Source organism: Nitratireductor sp. CH_MIT9313-5 (genome assembly GCF_037029545.1).
Classification (GTDB): Bacteria; Pseudomonadota; Alphaproteobacteria; order Rhizobiales; family Rhizobiaceae; genus Chelativorans.
The window spans coordinates 42,085-66,393 of sequence record NZ_JAYMER010000010.1; the positions used below are offsets into that span (position 1 = coordinate 42,085).

The window sequence follows — 24,309 nt, forward strand, 5'->3', positions numbered from 1 at the left end:
TCTATTCCGCAGCTTCGCGAACGCCCTTGGGCACGAGGGGAAAACGGCAGGTCACGGTCGTGCCGCGGCCTTCGCCCGTGTCGATCTGCACCGTTCCGCCATGGAGTTCGACAAAGCTTTTCACGATTGAAAGACCGAGGCCTGCGCCACGGCGACGCCCGCCATTGCTGCGCGGCTCGAAGCGACGGAAAATCGTCTGCAGAACTTCAGGTGACATGCCTGGCCCTTCATCATGTACCTGGAAGGCAATCCCGTTTCCGGTATCATTTGCCGTCATCGTGATGCGGCTGCCTTCAGGCGCATGATTGGCCGCATTGGACAGCAGATTGTAGAGGATCTGGCGAATGCGGTTTTCGTCTGCGTGAAACACCGAGGGCGCATTTTCGGCATGCAGGTCGAGCATGATGCCGTGCTCGCGTAAACGCTCCGAGATCAGCTCTGCCGCCGACTGCATCGTCTCGCGGATCGGAACCTCGCCAACCTCAAGCTCCATTATACCGGCATCCACGGTTGCCAGGTCGAGAATGTCGTTCACGACCGTCAGAAGCATGGACGAGGATGATCCAATGTGATCGACATATTCGCGCTGCTTCTGGCTGAGCGGTCCGGTCGTCTCGAGCGCAAGCAGCTCGGTGAAGCCAATGATGTTTGTCAGAGGCGAGCGCAGTTCGTAAGACACATGCTGAACGAAATCGTTCTTCAGCTTGTCTGCCCGCTCCAGCGCCTCGTTCTTTTCTTTCAGCGCCCGTTCGACATTCACACTGTCGGTGACGTCGACGAAGGTCATCATCACCTGACCGTTCGGCAGATGGATGATCGCGTAAGAAAGGATCGTGCCATCATTGAGCTCGGTGCGCCCATGGCTGTCGCGGCGCTCGTCGTCGAAGCCGGTTGCGGCGGCAACGAAGTCGTCCCACGGGCTCTCCAGGGCTGCACCATCACATGCGGCCTTGAGGATCGAGATATGGACGTCGCTTTCCACCAGACGCTCCGGAATGTTCCAAAGCGTACGGAATGCCGGGTTTGACAGACGCAGACGACCGTCGGGGCCGAAAACGGCCACACCTTCAGCGAGATTGTCGAGCGTTTCGCTCTGCACCCGAACCACGGTGTTGTAGCGCGTTTCGAGATCGATCTTCTCGGTGAGGTTTTCAAAGATCCAGGTCACGCCACCCTTCGGCTGCGGATTGGCGATGACACGGATTGTGCGTCCATCAGGCAAATGCCACCAATGCTCTTCGGGCTCGACGGCGCGATAGGCTGCAAGGAGCTGTTCCTTCCAGCGACGCCATTCGGGCTGCTCCGCCAGTTTGCCATCCGACCTGAGCCGGTCGAGAAGGAGAGCGTTTTCCGGGGAGTTGTCGAGGAAGCCAGCTTCCAGTCCCCAGAGCTTCTGGAAGGCCTGATTGTAGAAGCGCAGCTTCTGGCCGTCATCGAATATGGCAACGGCGGTGGTCAGCTGGTCGAGTGTGTCCGCGTGATTTCTGACCGTGCTTTCATATTCGCGCTCAAGTGTTTCGATCGCGCTGGTGTCAAAAGCGATACCGGCACTGCCTTTTTCGCTGACAACATCGGTTACCGTGAAGGCGCGACGATCACCACCAACCACCGTTGCCAGCCGCGCGGAGAAGGAGGACTGGACGGAATGAACCTTAGCGATTTCCTCCCGCGCATTGGTCGGTAGAAACTCGCGCTGTTGCGTCACAACCTCATCGCCGCTGGCGATATCGACGGCACGTGCATAGGCCTGGTTCACCCATTTCAGCGCGCCGGTTTCGTCGCGCAGCCACATGGGGGTTTCCAGAACCTCTGCCAGATCCAGAAGGCTCTGGTGATCCTGCAGGATGCGCTGGTGCTCCAGCTTCAGCCGGGCATTCTGGCGCTGTGTTTCCGAAAGAGATAGGAAGCGCACAACGGCATGAAGCGCCGATTTGCGCCCCTGCGCTTCCAGGAGCAGTCCCTCGCGCGTCTCCAGAACCAGTTCAAATGGTTCACCATCTACGCGGAGAGCCTTGATGGCGCGGTCCAGGCTCGCAGCCGATTTGGCGGTCAGCCAGCGACCGAAGGCAAGGAAGGTGCTGCGCTCCAGCGGCGCGCCGCTTTCTGCCGACAATTCACCGACCACGGAAGGCCGGGCGCCCTCACCTGTCCAGAGGACAATGCGCTGATCCTTCAGATTGAGAAGCGTTTCCGAGCGCGCCAAGGCGTTTGTGAGTTCCGCAACACGTGACTTCAACGCCACATTTTCCGCTGCCGTGCGCTGGCGAAGGCGGATCAGAGCGATTGCGGACAGAAGCGCTGCCCCAAGAACACCGGCAACGATGGAAAAATGAATGACTTCAACCACACCTACGGACAAGGAGCCCAGGCCCGGGATCTCGACGGTGTTTTGTGCCTTTGCAACTGCAGGTGTGAGCATGCTGCCGCCGAGCGCCAGCGAAAGCGCCCGTGCAAATCTGCCGCCCTTTTTGCATCTACGGCCTTGAAGCCTTGCGCCCCCGCAGTCTTGCGGGTCCAGCCCCGGCATATGATCCACCTCTCCGCCGCTCGAAATTCCGGCCACCCCGTTCACGCCCAACCGCTACTTACCGTGGCACCCCTCGAATCACCGCACTGTACCGTCCCGAGGATTCCTCGTGAAGAAGGGCGCACGACAAAAATCGCGCGCCCTTCGGGCTGAAATGCCCCAGAATCAAGATGTTGGGGTACGAGCCGATAAACCTAGTATCTGTAGTGGTCCGGCTTGAAGGGTCCTTCCGGGCTCACGCCGATATAGGCAGCCTGTTCTTCCGACAGGGTGCTGAGCTTGGCACCCAGCTTGTCGAGATGCAGGCGAGCCACCTTTTCGTCGAGGTGCTTGGGCAGCACATAGACCTTGTTTTCGTAGTTTTGCGGACGCGTCCAAAGCTCGATCTGCGCAAGCACCTGGTTGGTGAAGGACGCCGACATGACAAAGCTTGGGTGTCCGGTGGCATTGCCCAGATTGAGCAAACGGCCTTCCGACAGAAGCAGGATGCGCTTGCCATCGGGGAAGGTGATCATATCGACCTGCGGCTTGACATTGGTCCACTGCAGGTTGCGCAGGGCCGAGACCTGAATCTCGTTGTCGAAATGGCCGATATTGCCGACGATCGCCATATCCTTGAACTTGCGCATATGGTCGAGAGTGATGACGTCCTTGTTGCCGGTCGTCGTGACGATGATATCGGCATCCGGGCCTGCCTCGTCCAGGGTCACGACCTCGAAGCCGTCCATGGCTGCCTGAAGTGCGCAGATCGGGTCGACTTCCGTCACTTTCACACGTGCGCCGGCACCGACCAGCGACTGCGCACAGCCTTTGCCCACATCGCCATAACCACAGACAATTGCGACCTTGCCAGCCATCATCACGTCGGTGGCGCGTCGGATGCCATCGACCAGCGATTCCTTGCAGCCATATTTGTTGTCGAATTTCGACTTGGTGACGGAGTCGTTCACATTGATGGCAGGGAAGGGAAGCAGGCCCTTGTTCTGAAGCTGGTAGAGACGGTTGACCCCGGTTGTGGTCTCTTCCGTCACACCCTTGATCGCGTCACGCTGGCGCTTGAAGAAGCCGGGCGTCTCAGACATGCGCTTCTTGATCTGCGCGAAGAGGATTTCCTCTTCCTCATTGCCCGGATTGGACAGCACATCCTCACTTTCCTCGGCGCGTGCACCCAGAAGGATGTACATGGTGGCGTCACCACCATCGTCTAGAATCATGTTGGACGGCTCTCCGTCGTCCCACTGGAAGATCTGGTCGGTGTAGGACCAGTATTCCTCAAGGGTCTCACCCTTGACCGCGAAAACCGGGATGCCTGTTTCGGCGATGGCAGCCGCTGCGTGGTCCTGGGTGGAGAAGATGTTGCAGGAAGCCCAGCGCAGCTCGGCGCCCAGTTCGCGCAAGGTCTCGATCAGCACAGCCGTCTGGATGGTCATGTGCAGCGAGCCGGAAATGCGCGCGCCTTTCAGCGGCTTGTCTTCGCCGAATTCGCTGCGGCAGGCCATCAGGCCTGGCATTTCGGTTTCAGCAATCTCGATTTCCTTACGGCCCCAGGGGGCGAGCGAGATATCTGCAATAATGGAAGATCCGTGGGCCATTCAAGCGCTCCAATTCCGCGGTTGCGGCAGAAATGCCGCCATAAACATGGAAGCCTGCCTAGCAGAAAGCAGTGCGTGCGACAACGGACATAAAGAAATCTTTATTCGTGCATATGGAGTGAAAGAGGGGCGGGCTGAACTAGACTTCTTCGCCGAAGCGTTCGGCTATCAGCGTGCCCAGAGCATCGAGCACTGCTTCAGCCTCGGGACCTTCAGCCTTGACCTTGATGCTGCATCCGAGGCTCGCGGCCAGCATCATCAGGCCCATGATGGATGTGCCTCCCACCGAGATGCCATCCTTTTCGACCGAAACCCTGGCGTCATAGTCTTCCACGAGCTGGACGAATTTTGCCGAAGCGCGTGCATGCAGGCCCCGCTGGTTCACGATTGAAAACGTGCGCTCATGCATGGTGGTGGCAACGGGATTGGGACCGGCACTCATTTTCCGTTCAGGACCTGACTTGCGACATTGATGTATTTGCGCCCGGCGGACTGCGCTTCTTCAAGCGACTGCTTCATGTCGTTGCCTGCGCGGATGCTTGCGAGCTTGATGAGCATAGGCAAGTTCATGCCTGCCACCACTTCAACACGCCCCGGTGCCATGACAGAGATAGCGAGATTCGAGGGAGTGCCGCCGAACATGTCGGTCAGGATGATGACGCCGGAACCGGTGTCGGCCCGGCCGACGGCATCGACGATATCGCGCCGACGTTGCTCCATGTCGTCTTCAGCACCAATGGACACGGTTTCCAGGTTTTCCTGACGGCCCACCACGTGTTCAACTGCATGACGAAATTCTTCTGCCAGTTTGCCGTGGGTGACGAGTACGAGGCCTATCATGTGCCGGTCACCTTCTTATCGTATTTAGCGCCTACCCTTGGTAGGCTTGGCGCATTCCCTTCAAGGGACATGATGCACGAGGCTGCCACGTCAATCTGCTCCACGAGTTCCTGTCCTGCACGAAATGCAAGACAGCATCATCCTGCCTCACGACAAGAGCGCTATCATGTCAACGCACAAGTCGTTGACAAGCCCCTAACTGCTGCAATTTGTCCGAGGTGACGGTCAGGCTGGAGACTGTTCGGACCAGACCGAGTGGCCGAGACGAGCCAAAATGGCTAGAGCGCTGCCTGCGGCGTCTTCTCGGGGCAAGGTCAGCTTTCCGATGGATACGCCGCATATCTGAGTTGCGGCATCATCATCCGGCATCCTTTCAGCCTGCTCCCTGGCCACCAATTCGACAGCCAGATCCATCACGGCAGCGTGGATGTTGCGGGCTGCGGCGAGACCAAATCCCCGCATTTCAATAAGGCCGGAAATCTCTGCTGGCGCGCGAACGACAAGATGTTTGCCCTTGGCCTCGGGCAGAACCTGGTCGTCGGAGACAAGCAGGCACGGTAGATGCAGCAATCCGCACTGCAAATGCAGGGCATGGGCGAGGCGGCTTTTTCCCGATCCGGATGCGCCCATGATCAAAACACCCTTGCTGCCGACTACAAGTGCCGTGGCGTGAAGATTGCGCATCCGCCTAGCCGACATTGTCAGCCGGAAGTGTCACGACGAAGCGGGCCCCGGCATAGTCACCGGGTTTAGAGCCTTGGATATTCTCCGCATTCAGCGTTCCACCATGAGCTTCCACGATCTGTCGGCTGATGGACAGGCCAAGACCCGAGTTCTGCCCAAAAGCCTCGCCTGCCGGGCGATCCGTATAGAAACGCTCGAATATCCTCTCGATATTCTCGACGCGGATGCCAGGCCCGTTGTCCTCCACCGTCAATATGATGCGAGTGGGGGTGCGGGTGAGATGGAGGGCAATGCGTCCCCCTTTTTCCGGAACAAAGGAGCGCGCGTTCTCGATAAGATTTGTGATGACCTGTCCCAGGCGCAGGTCATGCCCGGAAACAAAGCACTTCTTGTTGGCAAGCTTGGGATCAGCCGAGAAGGTGATGTCTACCTTCTTCTTGTGCTTGCCACCCATCTCCCGAGAAGTGCGTACAAGATCTTCCACGAACTGCTTGAAATCAAAGCGCTCGGCATCCTCACGTACAAGCTCGGCATCGAGACGCGAGGCATCTGATATATCGCTGATCAACCGATCCAGTCGGCGGACATCATGCATGATGATTTCCAGAAGGCGCTGGCGGGATTCCTCGTTTTTCGCCAGAGGCAGGGTCTCGACCGCACTGCCAAGGGAAGTAAGCGGGTTTTTCAATTCATGCGCCACATCAGCCGCAAAGCTTTCAATGGCATCAATGCGCGCATAAAGCGCCTTGGTCATGTCACCCAAAGCGATGGAGAGATTTCCGATCTCATCCTGACGGTGGGAGAAGTCGGGGATTTCCTCGCGGGTACGCACGCCGCGACGGACGCGGATCGCGGCGGCAGAAAGACGGCGCAACGGATTTGCTATGGTTGAGGCGAGGAGCAGGGAGAGTATCGCCGTTACCACTGCCGCAACGCCGAATACACCGAGAATGGCGCGTCGTTCTTCGGCAACGATCTCGTCGTAGTCGCCCTGCCTTGAAAGCTGAACAGCACCGAACACGGCACGAAAGCGCTGGATCGGCACGGCCACGGAGATGATGGTTTCGCCGTTTTCTGCCTGCCATTCCTGATAGGCGGGCGTGCCGGTGGTCAAGGCTGTGATGACTTCCGGATAGGCAGTGCCGCTGCCGCCGGGGACCTCCTTATAGATGGGAAAATTGTTGAACCTGAACAGGCGCGACAGCCATTGGCGAGCCCGGCGCAGAAAATCAAGCGGCTCGTCTTCCACTGAAGGCAGGTCGTAACGAAAGACCTGGCCGCTTGACGAATAAACCTTGGAGTCGCTCAGGAGATTGCCGTCCGGATCATAGACGCGCGCGCGGGTCCGCGGCGAAGAGATCAGACGCTGTAGCAAGGGCGCGACCTGTTCCGGATTAATCGTGAAATCCAGACTGGACAGATCATTGCTGCCCGGCCGCATGCTCTGGCCTGCCTGGAGCTCCAGCAGTTTCTCCGGATTTATCATCACCGCATCCGGCTCGACGGTAGCCGCGCTGGCGATGGCGCTTGCGACGATGCCACCTTGCGTGCGCAGGCTCTCGATCTGAGCCTCGATCAGACCGGTACGGTACTGATTGATATATAGAACGCCGACGACCAGAACGCCGATGGCGGCGAAGTTCAGCGTCAGAATGCGTCGGGTCAGGCTGGAAAAAAGATAATGGCCGAGCATGCGCCGCAAGGGGACGGCCAGGCGGCTGGACAGCCATGAAGACTGGCGTCGCGTGCCCGCTTCGCCTGCCCGCTTCTCGCGGGAGCGCGTCTCGCCCTGTCGCTCCATAGCCGTCATATGCCGCTGATCAAGCCTCGCGGAAGCGGTAGCCCACGCCGTACAGCGTCTCGATCATGTCGAAGTCGCTGTCCACGGCCTTGAACTTCTTGCGCAGGCGCTTGATGTGACTGTCGATCGTGCGATCGTCCACATAGACCTGCTCGTCATATGCCGAATCCATCAGCGCGTCGCGGCTTTTCACCACGCCAGGGCGCTGGGCGAGGGAATGGAGAATAAGGAATTCCGTCACCGTCAGCGTGACGGGTTCACCCTTCCAGGTGCAGGTGTGGCGCTCTTGGTCCATGACGAGATGGCCGCGCTCCAGGGAGCGGCTCTGCTTCTCGGCCTGCTTTGACGCAACCTCGCGGGTGGCGCCGCGGCGGAGGACGGCACGAACGCGCTCTGCCAGCAGGCGCTGGGAGAAGGGTTTGCGCACGAAATCGTCTGCGCCCATCTTCAGCCCGAACAACTCGTCGATCTCGTCATCCTTGGAGGTCAGGAAGATCACGGGGATATCGCTCTTCTGCCGCAGACGACGTAGAAGCTCCATGCCATCCATGCGCGGCATCTTGATGTCCAGAATAGCCAGATTGGGCGGACGTGTGGTCAGGCCCTCAAGTGCCGATGCGCCATCGGTATATGTCTCGACGCGATAACCTTCCGACTCCAGCGCTATGGAGACTGAGGTCAGGATGTTGCGGTCGTCGTCAACAAGCGCAATCGTTGCCATATCATTTGGCTCCCTCATGAGCATATGTCCCTTGCGTGCTTCGGTGCATCGCAGATGCAGGACAAATTGGGTACAAAATGTGGCACATTCTCCCGGCCAAGTCACTCCAATGCTTCCGGCCGGGCATGCGGCAGCTCAGACCCACACATGGGGTTGTCGCGCAACTATTACAGGCCTGACCAATCTATCTAAACGATTTAAACGATTTTGAATTTTTTTAAATCGATTAAACGTTTGATATTACTATGCTTTTCTGTTTCTGACCAAGGGGCAGAACATCACAGTTTCTGCGAATTTCCGTGCAGCGACCCGGTAACCCCTTGATTGGAAAGACTATGAACGAGTTCGGCCAGCGCAATCCCGTTAACGGGATAGAAAAACAGCTCCTGAAGACGACAGGCGGCGTTTTCTATAATCTGACCGAGGGTCAGCTCTATCAGGAAGCCATTGAGCGCGGCGAGGCACGCATTTCGGCGCACGGCGCTCTCGTGGCGGAAACCGGGCAGCACACCGGTCGCTCGCCGAAGGACAAGTTCATCGTCCGTGATGGGGATACGGAGGATGCAGTCTGGTGGGACAACAACAAACCGATCACGCGAGAGCAATTCGATACACTTTTCGCCGACTTTCAGGAGCATGCCGCTGACCGCGACCTGTTCGTGCAGGATCTGATCGGTGGTGCAGACAGTGAAAATGCTCTTCCCACCCGTGTAGTAACGGAATATGCGTGGCATTCGCTGTTTATCCGTAACCTGCTGATCCGACCCGAACGCGCAGCACTGGCTGATTTCGTGCCGAGCATGACCGTCATTGATCTACCCTCGTTCAAGGCTGATCCTGCGCGTCATGGCTGCCGTACGGAAACGGTCATCGCGATGGATCTGACGCGCATGATCGTTCTCATCGGTGGTACGTCCTATGCAGGCGAGATGAAGAAGTCGGTCTTCACAGCGCTCAACTACCTGTTGCCCAAGCGTGGCGTGATGCCGATGCACTGCTCGGCAAATATGGGCGATGAAGGTGATGTCGCCGTGTTCTTCGGATTGTCCGGCACCGGCAAGACAACGCTTTCCGCAGATGCAAGCCGCACGCTGATCGGCGATGACGAACATGGCTGGGGCGAAGACGGTATTTTCAATTTTGAGGGCGGCTGCTACGCCAAGACCATTCGCCTTTCCGAAGAGGCAGAACCAGAAATCTTCGCCACGACCCGTCGCTTCGGAACGGTTCTGGAGAATGTGGTACTGGATGAGAATGGCATCCCGGACTTCGATGATGGTCGTCTGACCGAGAATACGCGCTGCGCCTATCCGCTGCACTTCATCCCGAATGCCAGCGAGACGGGCAGGGCAGGACAGCCAACGAATATTGTCATGCTGACGGCCGATGCTTTCGGCGTGATGCCGCCCATTGCAAGGCTGACACCGGCCCAGGCCATGTATCACTTCCTCTCCGGCTACACGGCCAAGGTGGCCGGCACGGAGAAGGGTGTGACCGAGCCCGAGGCTACCTTCTCCACCTGTTTTGGTGCGCCTTTCATGCCGCGGCATCCGTCCGAATACGGCAACCTGTTGCGCGACCTGATCGCTCGCCACAACGTGAATTGCTGGCTGGTGAATACCGGATGGACGGGCGGTGCCTATGGAACGGGCAAACGCATGCCGATCCGCGTGACGCGCACACTGCTGGGCGCAGCCCTCGATGGCTCGCTCAACGGCGCCGATTTCCGTCTCGACCCGAATTTCGGCTTCGAGGTACCGGTTGCGGTGCCCGGTGTTGAATCCGGCATCCTGGACCCGCGCTCAACCTGGGCCGACCCGGCTGCATATGATGCGCAGGCACAGCGCCTCGTCAGCATGTTCGTCGAAAATTTCGCACGCTTCGAAGCGCATGTGGATGCAGAGGTACTTCAGGCTTCACCGGGGCTGCGCGAAGCAGCCTGAGGTCTTCAAAAACAAGACGCACTAAGCCCGGCATCCTCGTTGCCGGGCTTTTCTTTTGCCGCAGGACGACCCATGTTGCGGCTATGGCAGAGCGGCTGGAAATACGTCCCAATATCGTGATCGAGCCGGAGGAGCTTGAAGAAAGCTTCATCCGTGCATCAGGGCCGGGCGGGCAAAATGTGAACAAGGTGGCGACTGCAGTTCAGCTCCGCTATCGGCTCCGTGACGCCCATCACCTGCCTGAGCGTGTGCGCGAACGTGCGCTGAAGCTGGCTGGAAGCAAGGCCACGAAAGACGGCGAGATCGTCTTCGAGGCCAGCCGTTATCGCACGCGCGAGCAAAATCGTGCAGATGCGCGTGGCCGCCTTGTGGATCTGATGAAACGGGCGTCGGAGCCTCCGCCCAAACCCCGCAAGAAAACAAAGCCCACCAAAGGTTCCATCGAACGTCGGCTGAAAGCCAAAACGGGACGGGGCAATGTGAAGAAGCTGCGAGGCAAGGTCAGCCTGGATTGAACGCGTCGGATCAACCTTAGTGACGCTGCGTCTCTGGCGCGGTTGTGAAGTTCAAACACGCGCAATAGACTTCGTTTTGCGGTTGAAACATTTCTTGGCTACACGTCAAATGCACCCCCGCGATTCATATCAGGAGATATTCAATGGGCATTTTCGATTTCGTCAAATCCGTCGGCAAGAAAATTGGTGTGGTTGACGACGAGGCTCCGGAGCCGGACGCGCTGAAGAAGGAGCTCGACTCCCACAAGCTCGGCACCGACAAGGTGGAAGTGGAAGTACAAGGCGACAAGGTTGTCCTGAAGGGCGAAGTCGCAGACCAGTCTGCCTTCGAAAAGGCCGTTGTTGCAGTTGGCAACACGCTTGGCGTTTCCAAGGTGGAAGCCGGCGAGCTGAAAGTCGCCGAAGCAGCCTCGGCAGCCAAGGAGCCGGTATTCTATACCGTGCAGAAGGGCGACAATCTCTGGAACATCGCCGAATCGCAGTATGGCAAGGGCCATGGCGCGAAGTACACGAAGATCTTCGAAGCCAATCAGCCGATGCTGGATCACCCTGACAAGATCTATCCGGGCCAGGTCCTGCGCATTCCCGAGCTCGACGCCTGAAGCACCAGCACTACATGATCGGGTGCGGGTCGAAAGCCCGCGCCCGTGGCCACCGGGCACCGTGGCCGAATGCAATGAGGTGACCCATGCTCGTCCTGCCGAAGGGCGTGAAGCATATTCCGCAGTTCCTCGACATCAATGAACAGCGTGCGCTCGTGGAGGATATCCGCGACGTTGTACGCGCTGCTCCGCTTTATGTTCCGGTGATGCCCAAAACGGGCAAGCCGATGAGCGTGCTAATGACGAATTGCGGGACGCTTGGCTGGGTGACCGACAAGGAGCGGGGTTACCGCTATCAAGGCAACCACCCGGTGACCGGCCAGCCGTGGCCGGCGATGCCGGAAAGTCTTTTGCGCATCTGGAATGAAGTGGCTGGCTATCGCTATCCGCCGGAAGCCTGCCTTGTCAATTTTTACGAACCCACCGCGAAGATGGGGCTTCATCAAGACCGCGACGAAGAGGACTTCGACGCACCTGTGGTCTCCATTTCACTCGGAGATTCATGTCTGTTTCGAATTGGCGAGCGAACGCGGGGAGGGCGGACCGTGTCATTGCGCCTGGAAAGCGGTGACGTGGTCATATTGGGCGGCGAAGGGCGTGTTTGCTATCACGGCGTTGACCGGATCTATCCGGACACCTCACCGCTTCTGAAAAAACCCGGTCGCATAAATCTCACACTGAGACGCGTCACCATACCTGCCGAAACTGGCTGAAAGCGCAGCCGCCTCAGAGCTTGCGCAGCGCAACTTCCTCGATCAGATGATTGGCTCCCTTTCGCAGGATCAGGTCGGCACGCGGTCGGGTCGGCAATATGTTCTCACGAAGATTCTTCAGGTTGATATTTTCCCAAAGCTGCTCGGCGATCGCCAGCGCACTCTCGGTCGAAAGCTCCGCATAACGATGGAAGAATGAGCGGGGATCGCGGAATGCGGTGTCGCGCAATCGCATGAAACGATCGACATACCAATTATGAACGAGCTTTTCGGGCGCATCGATATAGATGGAGAAATCGAAGAAATCGGAGACCACCGGAACCGCCTTGCCGTCGGCTGGCAGCTCACGCGTTTGCAGCACATTGATACCTTCGAAGATAAGGATGTCCGGCCGGTCAATGGTCACGAACTCGCCTTCGAGGACATCGTAAGTCAGGTGCGAATAGAGAGGCGCGCGCACATTGGGCATGCCCGCCTTTATTTCTGACAGAAACTTCAGCACCGCCCCCTGATCGTAGCTTTCGGGGAAGCCTTTACGGTCCATCAGGTTGTTTTCGCGCAGCACCGCGTTCGGGTAGAGGAAGCCATCGGTGGTGACGAGATCCACCTTCGGGCTGGACGGCCAGCGCGCCAGAAGCTCCTTGAGCACGCGCGCGGTCGTGGACTTCCCGACCGCTACCGAGCCCGCGATGCCGATGATGAAGGGGGACTTCTGCGCGTCGTCTGTGGAGAAGAACATCTTGCGCTGCTGAAACAGAAGCTGGCTTGCTTCGACATGAGCGGAAAGCAGGCGTGAGAGCGACAGATAGATACGCCGCACTTCTTCCAGATCGACGGGATCATTGAGGGAGCGCAGTCGGCGAACCTCGTCCTCGGTGAGGGTGAGGGGGGTGTCTGCCCGAAACTTCGCCCAACGTTCGGCGGAAAAGAAACGGTAGGGCGAATAGCGTTCGCCTGGTGCAAGCTGGTCCATAAGCGTCTCTTTCGCCGCCAAGGCGGTCCTAGTCCCCTTGCCGCGCGGCCTTTTCCTCGATGCCTGAACGGCCGGTGCGTCGCGCCAGTTCAGCGAGCACTTCATCAAGGCTCACGCCGGATAGCGCCAATACGACCAGCCAATGATACAGGAGATCAGCACTTTCGGAAATCACGCCATCCCGATCGCCACTGACTGCGGCTATGACGGTCTCGACTGCCTCTTCACCCAGCTTCTGGGCGGCCTTTGGCGTGCCTGCCTTGAACAGCTTTGCAGTCCAGGAAGATGCATCGGCGGAATTGCCCCGCTCGGCAATTACCTGCTCCAGATCCTTCAGATCGAAATTTGCCATTGTCAGTTCTTCTCGCTCGTCGGGTCGAGGCGCATGGGTATGCCGGCTTCGGCCATGTAGCGCTTGGCTTCACCGATCGTGTAGGTGCCGAAATGGAAAATCGAGGCAGCCAGAACAGCTGCAGCACCGCCGTCGCGCACGCCTTCCACAAGGTGATCCAGCGTCCCGACACCGCCAGACGCGATGACAGGCGCGCGCACCGCATCCGAGATCGCGCGGGTCAGTTCCAGATCATAGCCGGCCTTGCTGCCGTCCCGATCCATGGAGGTCAGAAGCAGCTCCCCTGCACCGAGGTCGACCACGCGGCGTGCGAATTCAATAGCGTCAATACCGGTCGCGTTGCGTCCGCCATGGGTGAAGATTTCCCAGCGCAGTTCTTCGCCTTCTGCTGAAACGCGCTTGGCGTCAATTGCCACGACAATGCATTGATTGCCGAATTTGTCGGCGCCGCGCGCCACGAATTCCGGATCCTTCACGGCAGCCGTATTGATCGAGACCTTGTCGGCGCCGGCAAGGAGCAGTTTGCGTATGTCGCTCACCTCGCGCACCCCGCCGCCAACCGTCACGGGCATGAAGCACTCATCGGCGGTTCGCGCCACCACATCGAAAATCGTTTCACGATTGTCGCTGCTTGCGGTGATGTCGAGAAAGCAAAGCTCGTCCGCGCCCGCGGCATCATAGGCCCGTGCGGCCTCGACCGGATCTCCGGCGTCAATGAGATCGACGAAGTTCACGCCTTTGACGACACGGCCGTCTTTGACGTCGAGACAGGGAATGACGCGTGCCTTCAGGGACATGATATTCTTTCCATGACTTTCTGCCTGCATGTCATGCGGCATGGCCAAGTCAGCCCTTGGCTTCTTTCAGGATTGCAAGTGCTTCTGTGGGATCAATCCGTCCGTCATAAAGAGCCCGGCCGGAAATTGCACCCTCCAAACGCGCCGCGTCAGGCTGCGTCATGCGGTGGATATCGTCCAACGAAGCGAGGCCGCCGGATGCGATAACCGGAATTGAAACCGCATCGGCAAGCTCGATTGTCGATTCCCAGTTGATGCCCGTCAGAATGCCATCCCGGTCGATGTCGGTATAGATGATTGCCGAAACGCCAGCGCCTTCGAACCGGCGGGCAAGCTCCGTGGCGGAAAGGTCGGAAGTCTCTGCCCAGCCCTCGACGGCCACCTTGCCACCGCGCGCGTCGATACCGACCGCGATCTTGCCGGGGAATTTGCGGCAGGCTTCACGAACCAGATCAGGGTCGCGCACCGCGATGGTGCCGAGGATGACGCGGGCAAGGCCCTTTTCCAGCCACTTCTCGATATGCGCCAATGTGCGGATGCCGCCGCCAAGCTGCACTGGATTCTTCGTTGCCGAAAGAATGGCTTCGACAGCCGAGGAATTGACGCTCTCACCGGCGAAGGCGCCGTTCAAGTCCACGACATGCAGCCACTCGAAACCCTGGCGCTCGAATGCGAGCGCCTGATCCGCTGGGTCTGCATTGTAAACTGTCGCCTGGCTCATCTCGCCAAGCTTGAGGCGCACACACTGGCCGTCTTTGAGATCGATGGCGGGAAAAAGGATCATGGCTTCCACTTCAGGAAATTTGAGATCAGAGCGAGACCGAGGGCCTGGCTCTTTTCGGGGTGGAACTGGGTGCCGGCAAGGTTGTCGCGCGCAACCGCAGCGGTCACGGGCCCGCCATAGTCGGTGGTCGCCAGTACCTGTTCAGGCTCCTTCGCGGCGAGGTGGTAGGAGTGCACGAAATAGGCGTGCAGTCCGTCCGGGCCGGTCGGGATATCATTAAACAGTGGATGGGGATGTTTCACGTGAATCGTGTTCCATCCTATTTGCGGAATCTTAAGATCTGGGTTCGCGGGCTGCATCTCCTGCACGTCGCCTGAAATCCAGCCGAAGCCTTGCGTCACTTCCTTTTCAAGGCCGCGTTCGGACATCAGCTGCATGCCGACACAGATGCCCAAGAAGGGACGTGCCTTGGTGATGACCGCTTCGTTGAGGGCTTCTTCCATGCCGGAGACGGCAGCCAGCCCACGTCGGCAATCGGCGTAGGCTCCGACGCCGGGCAGCACCACGCGATCTGCCGAAGCAACCGCAGACGGATCAGCCGTCAGATCTATTTCGGCATCAAGTCCGGCTTCACGTGCCGCGCGCTCGAACGCCTTGGTGGCTGATCTCAGATTTCCCGAACCGTAATCGATTATGGCAACGCGCATGCCGCATCAGCCCTTTCTTGGATAGTCTATCAGCCCGAATGCGGCGGAGCCTGCATCCGGCGCTCGGTAGCCGGTAACAGTTCCGGCCGGGCGAAGCGCAGGTGGCTGAGCCTCCTCGCTCTCATTCTTCCATGTCACATAGCGCAGTTCCGCCTCGGCGGCATTCGCGGCATCCAGGACGCTGACAAGCCGCCAGCCGCGCCGCCGCAGATTCTGCACATGCAGGTTGCGCGCCTCCAGCCCGATGAAAAGCGATACCAGCAAGGAGAAAACCGTACCGAGCAGGGGCAATCCGGCAAAGGTGCCCAGAGCCGTGGCGGCGAGCGCGATGACCAGGGCTGCCAGCGCTTCCAGCCACATGCGATGCCAAAGGAGCCAGAATACGGTCAGCAGGAAGGCGGCGAGGGAGAAGCCATCGCGCAGAACGATCGCTTTTTCCCCTCGTTGCGTGGCTGGAGCATCCGGCTCCAGGACGAGATAGCTGGCCATTCCTGCTCCTAGCCGTTCAGGGTACCCTTGGTGGAGGGCACGGCGTCGGGCTGGCGAGGGTCAGGCTCCATCGCCGCGCGCAGCACCCGTGCCACCGCCTTGAAACAGGTCTCTGCAATATGGTGGCTGTTGGCACCATAGTGGTTGGTGATGTGCAGCGTGATGCCTGCATGCTGCGCCAGTGCCTGAAAGAATTCGCGCACCAGCTCGGTATCGAAGGTGCCGATCTTCTCGGTGGGAAACTCCACGTCAAAAACCAGGAAAGGGCGCCCGGACACGTCAACTGCAGCACGGGTCAGGCACTCGTCCATGGCCAGGTCGAGCGAGGCGTAACGCATGATGCCACGGCGCTCTCCCAGCGCCTGCGCAAGCGCGCGGCCAATGGCGATGCCGCAATCTTCCACCGTGTGGTGATCATCGATATGGAGGTCACCTTCGGCTTTGATGGTCATGTCGATGAGGCTGTGGCGGGAAAGCTGGTCGAGCATGTGGTCGAAAAAACCGACGCCGGTGGCGATCTCCGCCTTGCCGGTCCCATCAAGCGCGACCTTGACCTCGATGGAGGTCTCGTTGGTCTTGCGGCTGACTGATGCCTCGCGTGCCGAATTGCTGGCCATGGCTTTTCCCCTTGCCTGAGAAGGCCAGCCTTCTAGCAGCATGTTACCCTATTGACCAGATGAGCGATTGAGGGTGCGCTCAGCGAGCCACTTTGCAATCTGATTTGTCAAACATACATAAGCCCCTCAGCGGTAGCCGACCGCGGTGCAAAGGAGCAGAACCGGATGAGCGAAAACAATTCCATGCACGCAACGACAATTGTCACCGTGCGCAAGGGCGGCAAGGTGGTCATTGCCGGCGACGGGCAGGTCAGTCTTGGCCAGACGGTGATGAAGGGCAATGCGCGCAAGGTGCGCCGCATCGGCAAGGGCAATGTGATCGCGGGCTTTGCCGGAGCGACGGCAGACGCCTTCACGCTGCTGGAGCGGCTTGAGGCAAAGTTGGAGCAATATCCCGATCAGCTCATGCGCGCCTGCGTGGAGCTGGCGAAAGACTGGCGCACCGACCGCTATCTGCGTCGGCTTGAAGCCATGATGCTGGTTGCCAACAAGGACATCACGCTTGCGCTGACTGGCAATGGCGATGTTCTGGAACCGGAGCAGGGCGTCATGGCCATCGGCTCGGGCGGGAACTTCGCGCTGGCAGCCGCAAAGGCGCTGATCGACACCGACAAGGATGCAGAAGAAATTGCCCGGAAGGCGATGGAAATTGCCGCCTCCATCTGCATCTACACCAATGACAATCTGATCGTGGAAACACTGGATGTCGAAGGCTGACGCCATCGTCCTGAAGCCGGTCGGTCCGGAGCACTACGCACTTCTGCGGGAATGGCTTGTGCGTCCCCATGTGCAGGAATGGTGGGGTGATCCGGACGAGGAACTCGGCTTCATCAAGGACATGGTCGAAGGACGTGACACGACGCGGCCCTTCATCCTGGAATTTGAGGGCAGGGACATCGGCTACATGCAATACTGGTTCGTGGCCGACAACCGCACCCCGGCGCTGGTAGCTGAACATCCATGGCTGACGGAACTGCCAGCGGACGCTGTGGGCGTCGACATCACCATCGGTGAAGAGCAGCTCGTTTCCAAAGGCATCGGTTCGGCCGCGGTTAACGCGATGGTCACTCTGCTGCGCAGCCTTGGGCATGAGACGATCATCATTGATCCCGACCCCGCCAACAAGCGCGCCGTCCGGGCCTATGAGAAAGCCGGGTTCAAACCAATTCCCCATCTGGAGGGACGCACGCACGACGTCCTTCTCATGCAGCATCACGAGAGTAACGAGATCCATTCATGACCAATTTTTCTCCCCGCGAGATCGTTTCCGAGCTCGACCGCTTCATTATCGGCCAGAAAGACGCCAAGCGGGCCGTGGCCATTGCACTTCGCAACCGCTGGCGGCGTCAGCAGTTGCCCGACCAGTTGCGCGATGAGGTCATGCCGAAAAACATCCTGATGATCGGGCCGACGGGCGTGGGCAAAACCGAAATCTCCCGCCGGCTTGCCAAGCTTGCCGGCGCACCCTTCATCAAGGTCGAGGCGACGAAGTTCACCGAAGTGGGCTATGTCGGCCGCGATGTGGAGCAGATCATTCGCGATCTGGTCGAGGTTGCAATCGGGCTAACCCGCGAAAAGATGCGCGAGAGCGTGAAGGCGAGGGCGCATGTGAACGCCGAGGAACGCGTGCTTGAAGCGCTGGTCGGCAAGACCGCAAGCCCTGCCACCAAGGACAGCTTCCGCAAGAAGCTGCGTGACGGGCTCCTTGACGACAAGGAGATCGAGATTGAGGTTTCCGATACCGGCGGCGGTATGGGCGGCTTCGAGATACCCGGTATGCCCGGCGCCAATATCGGCGTTCTCAACATCAATGACATGCTCCAGAAGGCCATGGGCGGCGGGAAAACGCGCACGCGCAAGACGACGGTCAAGGAGTCCTACAAGTTCCTGATCGACGACGAGTCCGACAAGCTTCTCGATGAGGACGAGGTCGTGGCCAAGGCGCTGGAAAGTGCGCAGAACGACGGGATCGTCTTTCTTGACGAGATAGACAAGATAGCCGCGCGTGAGGGTGGCATGGGTGCAGGTGTATCGCGTGAAGGCGTTCAGCGTGATCTGCTGCCCCTGGTCGAAGGCACGACTGTCGCGACCAAATACGGGCCGGTGAAAACCGATCACATCCTCTTCATCGCTTCAGGCGCATTCCATGTTTCGAAGCCCTCTGATCTCCTCCCGGAACTGCAGGGTCGCCTGCCGATCCGTGTCGAGTTGCGGGCGCTGGAGAAGGACGATTTCCGCCGAATCCTCACCGAAACCGAAGCCAGCCTCATCAAGCAATATGTTGCTCTGATGGAGACTGAAGGTGTCACCCTGAACTTCACCGACGACGCCATAGACCGTCTGGCGGAAATTGCCGTCGATCTCAATGCGAGCGTTGAGAATATCGGCGCGCGCAGGCTGCAGACGGTGATGGAGCGCGTTCTGGACGATATTTCCTACAACGCACCGGATCGCTCCGGCAGCGAGGTGGAGATCGATGGCTCCTATGTCGATGAGAATGTGGGCGACATGGCAAAGAACACGGATCTGTCGCGCTTCATTCTCTAGGCACATTGCGTCGCAGCAGGGGGAATCTGCTCGACTCCGATTCCCCCTTCCCGTAAAAGCAGGGCTCCCCAAGGTCACAGAGCGGATAAACAGGTTGCGACACAGCATCGTCTTGAGCGCCCTACTTTCCATAGGCATCGTCAGTCAGGCGAGTGCAGCCACAGCCGTGCCGCCTGGCAATCGCAACGAGGTGCAGCCGAATATTCCGCGCGGATCCGCCGTGCGCACCAATGCGAACAAGACCACCTATGACAAGAAATACGAGAAGGTCCGCACGCTTCTGGAGACGGACCGCAAGCTGCAGCAGAAGATAAAGGCAACGGCGAAAGCTTACGGCATTGAACCGATCCACATGGTTGGCGCCATTGTCGGCGAGCACACCTACAATGTGGATGCCTATGACCATCTGCAGACCTATTACGTCAAAGCGGTCTCCTATCTGAAAAGCAGCTTTACATTCTCCTACGACGGGGAATTGGTGGACGACTTCATCAACCGTCCTGAGTTCGCGCCTTGTGAGGAAACCAGTGGCAGCCACGCACTCTGGTCATGCCGCGAGAGTATCTGGGAATCCCGGTTCAGGGGAAAGATGGTGGACGGCAAGCGCTTTCCGAACGATCGGTTCAGCGCCGTATTCTTCCAGCCTTTTTACGCCGGCCAGACATTTGGCATTGGTCAGTTGAACCCGTTGACCGCATTGCTGATGACGGACACCGTGAACAAGATCTCGGGTTTCGAGAGGCTGAGCCATAAGGACCCCCAGGGGGTCTACAAGGCCATTATGGATCCTGATGTATCGCTCGCCTATGTGGCAGCGACGCTCAAGCACGGGATCCAAGCCTATCGGCGCATTGCAGGCTTCGATATCAGCAAGAACCCCGGCGTTACCGCGACGCTTTACAATCTCGGAAATCCCGAGATGCGGGCAACACGGCTTGCAACCGAAAACCAGAAGCGCAAACAGCGCGGCGAGCCGATGAAACTGCCTGAAGAGAACTACTATGGCTGGCTGGTGAATGATCGGCTGGATGAGTTGCAAGAGCTCGTCGCCAAGTTCTGAGAGTTCAGTTCTTGGCTTTTGCCTTCAGCATCTTGTTGAGTTCGCCGTAAAGCCTCTCGAGCTCATCCGTGGTCAGGTTTTGGATGTTGTGCGCCAATAGATTGGCGAGTGCCGTCGCCTTTTGCGGCATTCCCGCCGTATCAACGGTTACCCGCGGATGTGAGAGTGCAGCCAATTGCTGCAATTCATCGGCCTCATCCCAGATGATGTTGAAGTAGCCAATGATTTTCTGAACCATCGGCCAGGTGGGTGGGCTGCGCCGGCCGTGCTCCAGCGCGGACAGATAGGCAGCACTCACGCCGATATCCTCGGCCATTTTCTTCTGGCTGATGCCACGCTCGCGGCGCAATTCCCGCACGCGCTCTCCGAAGGGAGTCATTTCCTTGGTCCCCGCTTTCGAAGCCTCACATAGAGCGCACCCGCGCCGCCATGATTTCTGGCAGCCTCTTCATAGCCGCCGACGATCTCACGAAAGGGGCTGGTCGCAAACCAGCGCGGAACCGATCGGCGCAGCACGCCTTCACCGCGCGAGGAAGTACCTTTTCCCGTAATGACAAGAACGTAGCGGCGGTCAGCTTCATAGGCGCGGCGCAGGAACGAGAAAAGAAGCATATGGGCTTCTTCCTGCGTCATCCCGTGAAGATCAACACGTCCCGCGATCTCGAGACGTCCGCGAGCAAGCTTGCCATAGGTAGGCCGGTCGATGTGACGCGGGTCCTGAATGGCGGGAGCGGGCGTACGTTTTGTCGTCTTGGGCGCCTGGCGGTCATCAGCAGCCGGTGTGGGAACAGGCGGCTGTGGATCGTGGCCGACCGCCTCCGGCCAGTCGGGAAAGCTTTTGCCTTCAAGTGGTTTCGTGGTGCGCGCCACGCGTCCCCACAATACCCTGTCCTCCTCGGTCAGCTTTTCCTTTTTGCGCTTCACCGTCCCGGCTCCCCGGCCAGTTTGGCGGGAAGCAGGGCAAAAAATCTGGCTTCATGCTTGATCGTGCCGGCAATCCCGCCCGCCTTATCGCCACTTCCCAGAAAAAGATCGGCCCGCGCCGGACCTATGATTGCAGAGCCTGTATCCTGTGCGATCACGAGCTGGCGAAATGGTTTGCCGGTCGGGCAGGTCAATTCCGGCGCGTCCAGAAAGAATGGCGTCGGATAGGTATGCAAAAAGCGATCGACCGCTATGGATCGAAGTGGTGTGAGTTGCACCTTGGCTGCGCCCACAGGGCCGAGCGCGGGATCAGTGGTTTCCATCTCCTGAAAGAAGATGAAAGAACGATTGCGCCACATGATCTCCTGCTGACGCTCCGGATTGGCCTTCAGCCAGGCCCGAATGCTTTGCATCGTAACTTCTTCGAGCGGCAGTTCTCCGAGCTCGGCCAGCGCTCTGCCTATTCCGGTAAAAGGATGGCCAGATTTGGCTGCGTAGCCGACCCGCATGATCTGCCCATCCGGCAGTTTGAGACGAGCCGAACCCTGCACATGGATGAAGAAGGCGTCGATCGGATCTTCCAGCCAGCAAAGCTCGAGCCCTCGGCCTGACAGCGCGCCCTCTTCTATTGCTTGTCGGTCGAAATAAGGGCCAAGGGAGCCGCTGGACGAGCGTGCAAACGCGAAACCCTTCTCCATGCCGGCGGGGGGAGATTCCGGATCAATCTTCACGAGATCACCCGGCTTTCGGTAGAGAGGGACCTTGAACCGATCGGTTGGATGTAGCGAAGCTTCGACTTCCGGCTCGTAATAGCCGGTCACAAAGCCCCCATGCCCAACTATCCTGTGCGGCCGGAACCAATACTCGAAAAATTCACGCGCCTCAGAGCGTGAAATATCGGCGGCCATGGATCGGGCCGCAGCGAATGCAGCGAGAAAGGCGGACTGCCATATGCCGAGGCTTCCGGACTTGTATGGTTTTTCGGCCGCCTTTAACGCGCTACGGCGGAAGGCGGCGAAAGCCGCAACATGATCATCATCCAGCCATGCTGGGAGATCGGCAAACCGGACCGGTTGAAACAGTGGTGAGAGCGGCGGTGTCGCCGAGCTGACGGGCGCGCGGGCGTCCACGTCAGTCCTCGGCTTCTGTCGCCACCAGTTTCCAGTTGGGATCACGCGAGCGGGTGTCGCGCGCGAAGGTCCAGACATCCTTCACTTCGGCGACGGTTTCTGGATCGCCGTCGACAATCTCGCCGCCGCGATCGCGGGTGGCCGAGATCAATTCGCTGACGATCCGCAGCGTGATATGGGCTTCCGTGCCCTTGAGCTCAGCACCGACGATGCTGGCCTTGTCGATACCGACGAATGAGGATTCGATCTTCTGGCCCTGGCGTTCCCGTTCGTCGATGGCAGCCACGAAGCCTTCGTAGACCTCCTTCGAAAGAAGGTTCTTCAATGTCCGGCGGTCACCATCGGCGAAGGACATCACGATCATCTCGTAGGCCATTTTTGCGCCTTCGAGGAATTTCTTCACATCGAATTGTGGATCTGCCTTGCGGATTGCCTTGAGCCCTTCATTGACCGGCGTGCCCGGCTGGGTCAGCGCATCGATGGCAGCGAAGCTTTCCTCAATGTCAGGCCCGGTTTGCGGAGCGGTGGAAGCGCCATTGCGCTTGGGCAGCGAGACGACATTGTCCTTGGTTTCCGCAGGTGCGGAGCGCGAGCGATTGGAATAGGGGTCGAAGGGCGGACGTTCGTTGCCCGTGCGTCGTCCCAGAACATTACGCAGCTGGAAAAAGATCACGACTGCCGCGACCAGGAAGAAAATCGTGCCAAAATCAAAAAATTGCATAGTGTTCAGCCAAACATGTCGCTCTGTCCTGAGAAGCCGGGACATTTTTCGGCTTCCGGCGGGGTAGTCCGCGTCATTTCATATAGAACGCGCCATCGAATCATTCAAATTGATTGCCATCGTTCCTATTTGGGTAAAGACGCGGCCTTAAGGTCGCATTAGCGCGAGGTTCGTAAAGAAAGTGCCGTTCTCCATCATACCTTTCATGCTTCTGGCCATTCCATTGCTGGAAATCGCCGTTTTTGTGGTCGTGGGCGGCGAAATCGGCGTGTTGGCCACAATGGGCCTGATTTTTGCCACTGCCGTAGCAGGTACCTTTCTGCTCCGCTCACAGGGCTTTGGCGTGGCGCGGCGAATCCGAGCGACAATGGAACAGGGACAGATACCCGGGCGTGACCTCGTGCACGGCATGATGATCATGGTGGCAGGCGTGTTGCTCCTAACACCCGGTTTCGTAACTGATACGCTCGGTTTCCTCCTATTTGTCCCCCAGTTTCGGGACGCGGGGTGGCGATTTTTGCGCAGCCGCATCACCATTATCACGCCCGGCGGCGAAACCCGGTCGCGATCTCGGGATCCTAATGTCATCGACCTTGAAAGCGAGGAGTATACGGCCGGACCACGTGATGACACGCCGTGGCGCAACGACAGCAGCCTGAACAAACCGCAGTGAGGCGGCGCAAACTTGTCTTGCGGATATGCCCGTGCTAGCCAACGCGACAGATTTCAAGTGGCTTAAAGCCGCGTAACGAGTGGATGAGGACTGAAGGCGGATGGCCAAGAACCCGCAGGAAAACGATCAGAACAAGGAAGCCGGTCAGCAGGCGGCAGGCAATGGCAAGCAGCCGAGCCTGAATGTGTTGACCCAATATGTGAAGGATCTTTCCTTCGAAAGCCCGGGCGCACCTCAGTCGCTGCGCAATCGCGGCGAGAAGGCTCCGGCCATCAATATCAATGTCAATGTGAACGCCAATCCGCTCGGTGGCTCGGACTATGATGTCCTTTTGACGCTCAATGCGCGCGCTGAGTCCGACAAGAACGTGATGTTCAATGTGGAGCTGCTTTACGGCGGCATCTTCCGCATCGAAGGCTTCCCGCAGGAGCACATGCTGCCGCTGCTCTTCATCGAGTGCCCGCGTCTGCTTTTCCCCTTCGCACGTCAGATCATCGCGGACGCTACCCGCAATGGCGGCTTCCCGCCGCTGATGATCGATCCGATCGACTTCGCGCGCATGTTCCAGCAGCGCATGGCTGAAGAGCAGGCCAAGTCGAAGGTACAGGCTTCCTGATCAACCGATCAGAACCGATCTCTTGCATGAAGCCGGGCAGT

General features: G+C 58.8%; 28 protein-coding genes. 10 read left to right on the plus strand and 18 right to left on the minus strand.

Annotation, left to right across the window (positions count from 1 at the left end; translation table 11 throughout):
- Position 1: 1 nt before the first annotated feature.
- From WA367_RS01440 to WA367_RS01470, 7 genes are all read right to left on the minus strand, one after another.
- On the minus strand, positions 2-2,527 hold the full coding sequence (locus WA367_RS01440; protein ID WP_442935512.1) for an ATP-binding protein: 2,526 nt from the start codon (positions 2,525-2,527) through the stop codon (positions 2-4).
- A gap of 194 nt (positions 2,528-2,721) precedes the next feature.
- Entirely contained in the window at positions 2,722-4,119 is a 1,398-nt protein-coding gene (gene ahcY / locus WA367_RS01445) for an adenosylhomocysteinase (RefSeq protein ID WP_336055028.1), read from the minus strand.
- 139 nt (positions 4,120-4,258) lie between these two features.
- On the minus strand, positions 4,259-4,561 hold the full coding sequence (locus WA367_RS01450; protein ID WP_336055029.1) for an HPr family phosphocarrier protein: 303 nt from the start codon (positions 4,559-4,561) through the stop codon (positions 4,259-4,261).
- Complete coding sequence (locus WA367_RS01455; RefSeq protein WP_336055030.1) at positions 4,558-4,959, minus strand: PTS sugar transporter subunit IIA; 402 nt, start codon at positions 4,957-4,959, stop codon at positions 4,558-4,560. Before WA367_RS01455 ends, WA367_RS01450 begins: the two co-directional genes overlap by 4 nt.
- Positions 4,960-5,184: 225 nt before the next feature.
- The gene (locus WA367_RS01460) at positions 5,185-5,643 is read right to left on the minus strand and encodes an HPr kinase/phosphorylase (RefSeq protein ID WP_336055031.1); all 459 of its coding nucleotides are present in this window, start codon (positions 5,641-5,643) and stop codon (positions 5,185-5,187) included.
- Positions 5,644-5,647: 4 nt separating this feature from the next.
- Entirely contained in the window at positions 5,648-7,444 is a 1,797-nt protein-coding gene (locus tag WA367_RS01465) for a stimulus-sensing domain-containing protein (protein WP_442935528.1), read from the minus strand.
- Between the two features lie 19 nt (positions 7,445-7,463).
- Positions 7,464-8,165, minus strand: coding sequence for a response regulator transcription factor (locus WA367_RS01470; RefSeq protein WP_442935513.1), 702 nt, complete (start codon positions 8,163-8,165; stop codon positions 7,464-7,466).
- Positions 8,166-8,500: 335 nt separating this feature from the next.
- Between WA367_RS01470 and WA367_RS01475 the strand changes: the two genes are divergently transcribed.
- The 4 genes from WA367_RS01475 to WA367_RS01490 all read left to right on the plus strand — a co-directional run bounded on the left by WA367_RS01475 (position 8,501) and on the right by WA367_RS01490 (position 11,938).
- Complete coding sequence (locus WA367_RS01475) at positions 8,501-10,108, plus strand: phosphoenolpyruvate carboxykinase (protein WP_336055034.1); 1,608 nt, start codon at positions 8,501-8,503, stop codon at positions 10,106-10,108.
- 83 nt (positions 10,109-10,191) lie between these two features.
- Positions 10,192-10,623, plus strand: a complete 432-nt coding sequence (gene arfB, locus WA367_RS01480) for an alternative ribosome rescue aminoacyl-tRNA hydrolase ArfB (protein ID WP_336055035.1) — start codon at positions 10,192-10,194, stop codon at positions 10,621-10,623.
- A 143-nt stretch (positions 10,624-10,766) separates the two neighbouring features.
- On the plus strand, positions 10,767-11,225 hold the full coding sequence (lysM, locus tag WA367_RS01485) for a peptidoglycan-binding protein LysM (protein WP_336055036.1): 459 nt from the start codon (positions 10,767-10,769) through the stop codon (positions 11,223-11,225).
- An 86-nt stretch (positions 11,226-11,311) separates the two neighbouring features.
- Positions 11,312-11,938 carry an alpha-ketoglutarate-dependent dioxygenase AlkB family protein gene (locus tag WA367_RS01490; protein ID WP_336055037.1) on the plus strand — a complete coding sequence of 209 codons (627 nt, stop codon included), beginning with the start codon at positions 11,312-11,314 and terminating at the stop codon, positions 11,936-11,938.
- A gap of 13 nt (positions 11,939-11,951) precedes the next feature.
- Here the strand turns inward: WA367_RS01490 and coaA are convergent, their stop codons facing one another.
- Genes coaA through hisB form a run of 7 tightly spaced genes read right to left on the minus strand, consistent with a single transcriptional unit; the run spans position 11,952 to position 16,597 of the window.
- On the minus strand, positions 11,952-12,911 hold the full coding sequence (gene coaA, locus WA367_RS01495; protein WP_336055038.1) for a type I pantothenate kinase: 960 nt from the start codon (positions 12,909-12,911) through the stop codon (positions 11,952-11,954).
- Between the two features lie 28 nt (positions 12,912-12,939).
- Entirely contained in the window at positions 12,940-13,263 is a 324-nt protein-coding gene (locus tag WA367_RS01500; RefSeq protein WP_336055039.1) for a phosphoribosyl-ATP diphosphatase, read from the minus strand.
- A 2-nt stretch (positions 13,264-13,265) separates the two neighbouring features.
- On the minus strand, positions 13,266-14,060 hold the full coding sequence (gene hisF, locus WA367_RS01505; protein ID WP_336055040.1) for an imidazole glycerol phosphate synthase subunit HisF: 795 nt from the start codon (positions 14,058-14,060) through the stop codon (positions 13,266-13,268).
- 49 nt (positions 14,061-14,109) lie between these two features.
- Positions 14,110-14,844, minus strand: coding sequence for a 1-(5-phosphoribosyl)-5-[(5-phosphoribosylamino)methylideneamino]imidazole-4-carboxamide isomerase (gene hisA, locus WA367_RS01510; RefSeq protein ID WP_336055041.1), 735 nt, complete (start codon positions 14,842-14,844; stop codon positions 14,110-14,112).
- On the minus strand, positions 14,841-15,491 hold the full coding sequence (gene hisH, locus WA367_RS01515; RefSeq protein ID WP_336055042.1) for an imidazole glycerol phosphate synthase subunit HisH: 651 nt from the start codon (positions 15,489-15,491) through the stop codon (positions 14,841-14,843). The genes hisA and hisH overlap by 4 nt, the downstream gene beginning before the upstream one ends.
- Positions 15,492-15,497: 6 nt before the next feature.
- Positions 15,498-15,980, minus strand: a complete 483-nt coding sequence (locus WA367_RS01520) for a DUF2628 domain-containing protein (protein WP_336055043.1) — start codon at positions 15,978-15,980, stop codon at positions 15,498-15,500.
- 8 nt (positions 15,981-15,988) lie between these two features.
- A complete protein-coding gene (gene hisB, locus WA367_RS01525; protein ID WP_336055044.1) occupies positions 15,989-16,597 on the minus strand; it encodes an imidazoleglycerol-phosphate dehydratase HisB in 609 nt (202 codons plus the stop codon).
- A gap of 165 nt (positions 16,598-16,762) precedes the next feature.
- Here hisB and hslV point away from each other — a divergent pair, with 165 nt between their 5' ends.
- From hslV to WA367_RS01545, 4 genes are all read left to right on the plus strand, one after another.
- Positions 16,763-17,314 carry an ATP-dependent protease subunit HslV gene (gene hslV, locus WA367_RS01530; RefSeq protein ID WP_336055045.1) on the plus strand — a complete coding sequence of 184 codons (552 nt, stop codon included), beginning with the start codon at positions 16,763-16,765 and terminating at the stop codon, positions 17,312-17,314.
- The gene (locus WA367_RS01535) at positions 17,301-17,837 is read left to right on the plus strand and encodes a GNAT family N-acetyltransferase (protein WP_336055046.1); all 537 of its coding nucleotides are present in this window, start codon (positions 17,301-17,303) and stop codon (positions 17,835-17,837) included. Before hslV ends, WA367_RS01535 begins: the two co-directional genes overlap by 14 nt.
- Positions 17,834-19,144 (plus strand): ATP-dependent protease ATPase subunit HslU, encoded by a 1,311-nt coding sequence (hslU, locus tag WA367_RS01540; RefSeq protein WP_336055047.1) that lies wholly within the window; start codon positions 17,834-17,836, stop codon positions 19,142-19,144. Before WA367_RS01535 ends, hslU begins: the two co-directional genes overlap by 4 nt.
- A gap of 85 nt (positions 19,145-19,229) precedes the next feature.
- On the plus strand, positions 19,230-20,204 hold the full coding sequence (locus tag WA367_RS01545) for a DUF1402 family protein (RefSeq protein WP_442935529.1): 975 nt from the start codon (positions 19,230-19,232) through the stop codon (positions 20,202-20,204).
- 4 nt (positions 20,205-20,208) lie between these two features.
- Here WA367_RS01545 and WA367_RS01550 read toward each other — a convergent pair whose 3' ends face one another.
- Genes WA367_RS01550 through WA367_RS01565 form a run of 4 tightly spaced genes read right to left on the minus strand, consistent with a single transcriptional unit; the run spans position 20,209 to position 22,979 of the window.
- Positions 20,209-20,583, minus strand: a complete 375-nt coding sequence (locus WA367_RS01550; RefSeq protein WP_336055049.1) for a helix-turn-helix domain-containing protein — start codon at positions 20,581-20,583, stop codon at positions 20,209-20,211.
- Complete coding sequence (locus tag WA367_RS01555; protein WP_336055050.1) at positions 20,580-21,128, minus strand: Smr/MutS family protein; 549 nt, start codon at positions 21,126-21,128, stop codon at positions 20,580-20,582. Before WA367_RS01555 ends, WA367_RS01550 begins: the two co-directional genes overlap by 4 nt.
- On the minus strand, positions 21,125-22,258 hold the full coding sequence (gene mltA, locus WA367_RS01560; RefSeq protein WP_336055051.1) for a murein transglycosylase A: 1,134 nt from the start codon (positions 22,256-22,258) through the stop codon (positions 21,125-21,127). The genes WA367_RS01555 and mltA overlap by 4 nt, the downstream gene beginning before the upstream one ends.
- 1 nt (position 22,259) lies before the next feature.
- Positions 22,260-22,979: a Tim44/TimA family putative adaptor protein gene (locus WA367_RS01565; RefSeq protein WP_336055052.1), complete on the minus strand. Its 720-nt coding sequence runs from the start codon at positions 22,977-22,979 to the stop codon at positions 22,260-22,262.
- Positions 22,980-23,184: 205 nt separating this feature from the next.
- Between WA367_RS01565 and WA367_RS01570 the strand changes: the two genes are divergently transcribed.
- Entirely contained in the window at positions 23,185-23,652 is a 468-nt protein-coding gene (locus WA367_RS01570; protein WP_336055053.1) for an FxsA family protein, read from the plus strand.
- A 100-nt stretch (positions 23,653-23,752) separates the two neighbouring features.
- A complete protein-coding gene (gene secB, locus WA367_RS01575; RefSeq protein WP_336055054.1) occupies positions 23,753-24,268 on the plus strand; it encodes a protein-export chaperone SecB in 516 nt (171 codons plus the stop codon).
- Positions 24,269-24,309: the final 41 nt, after the last annotated feature.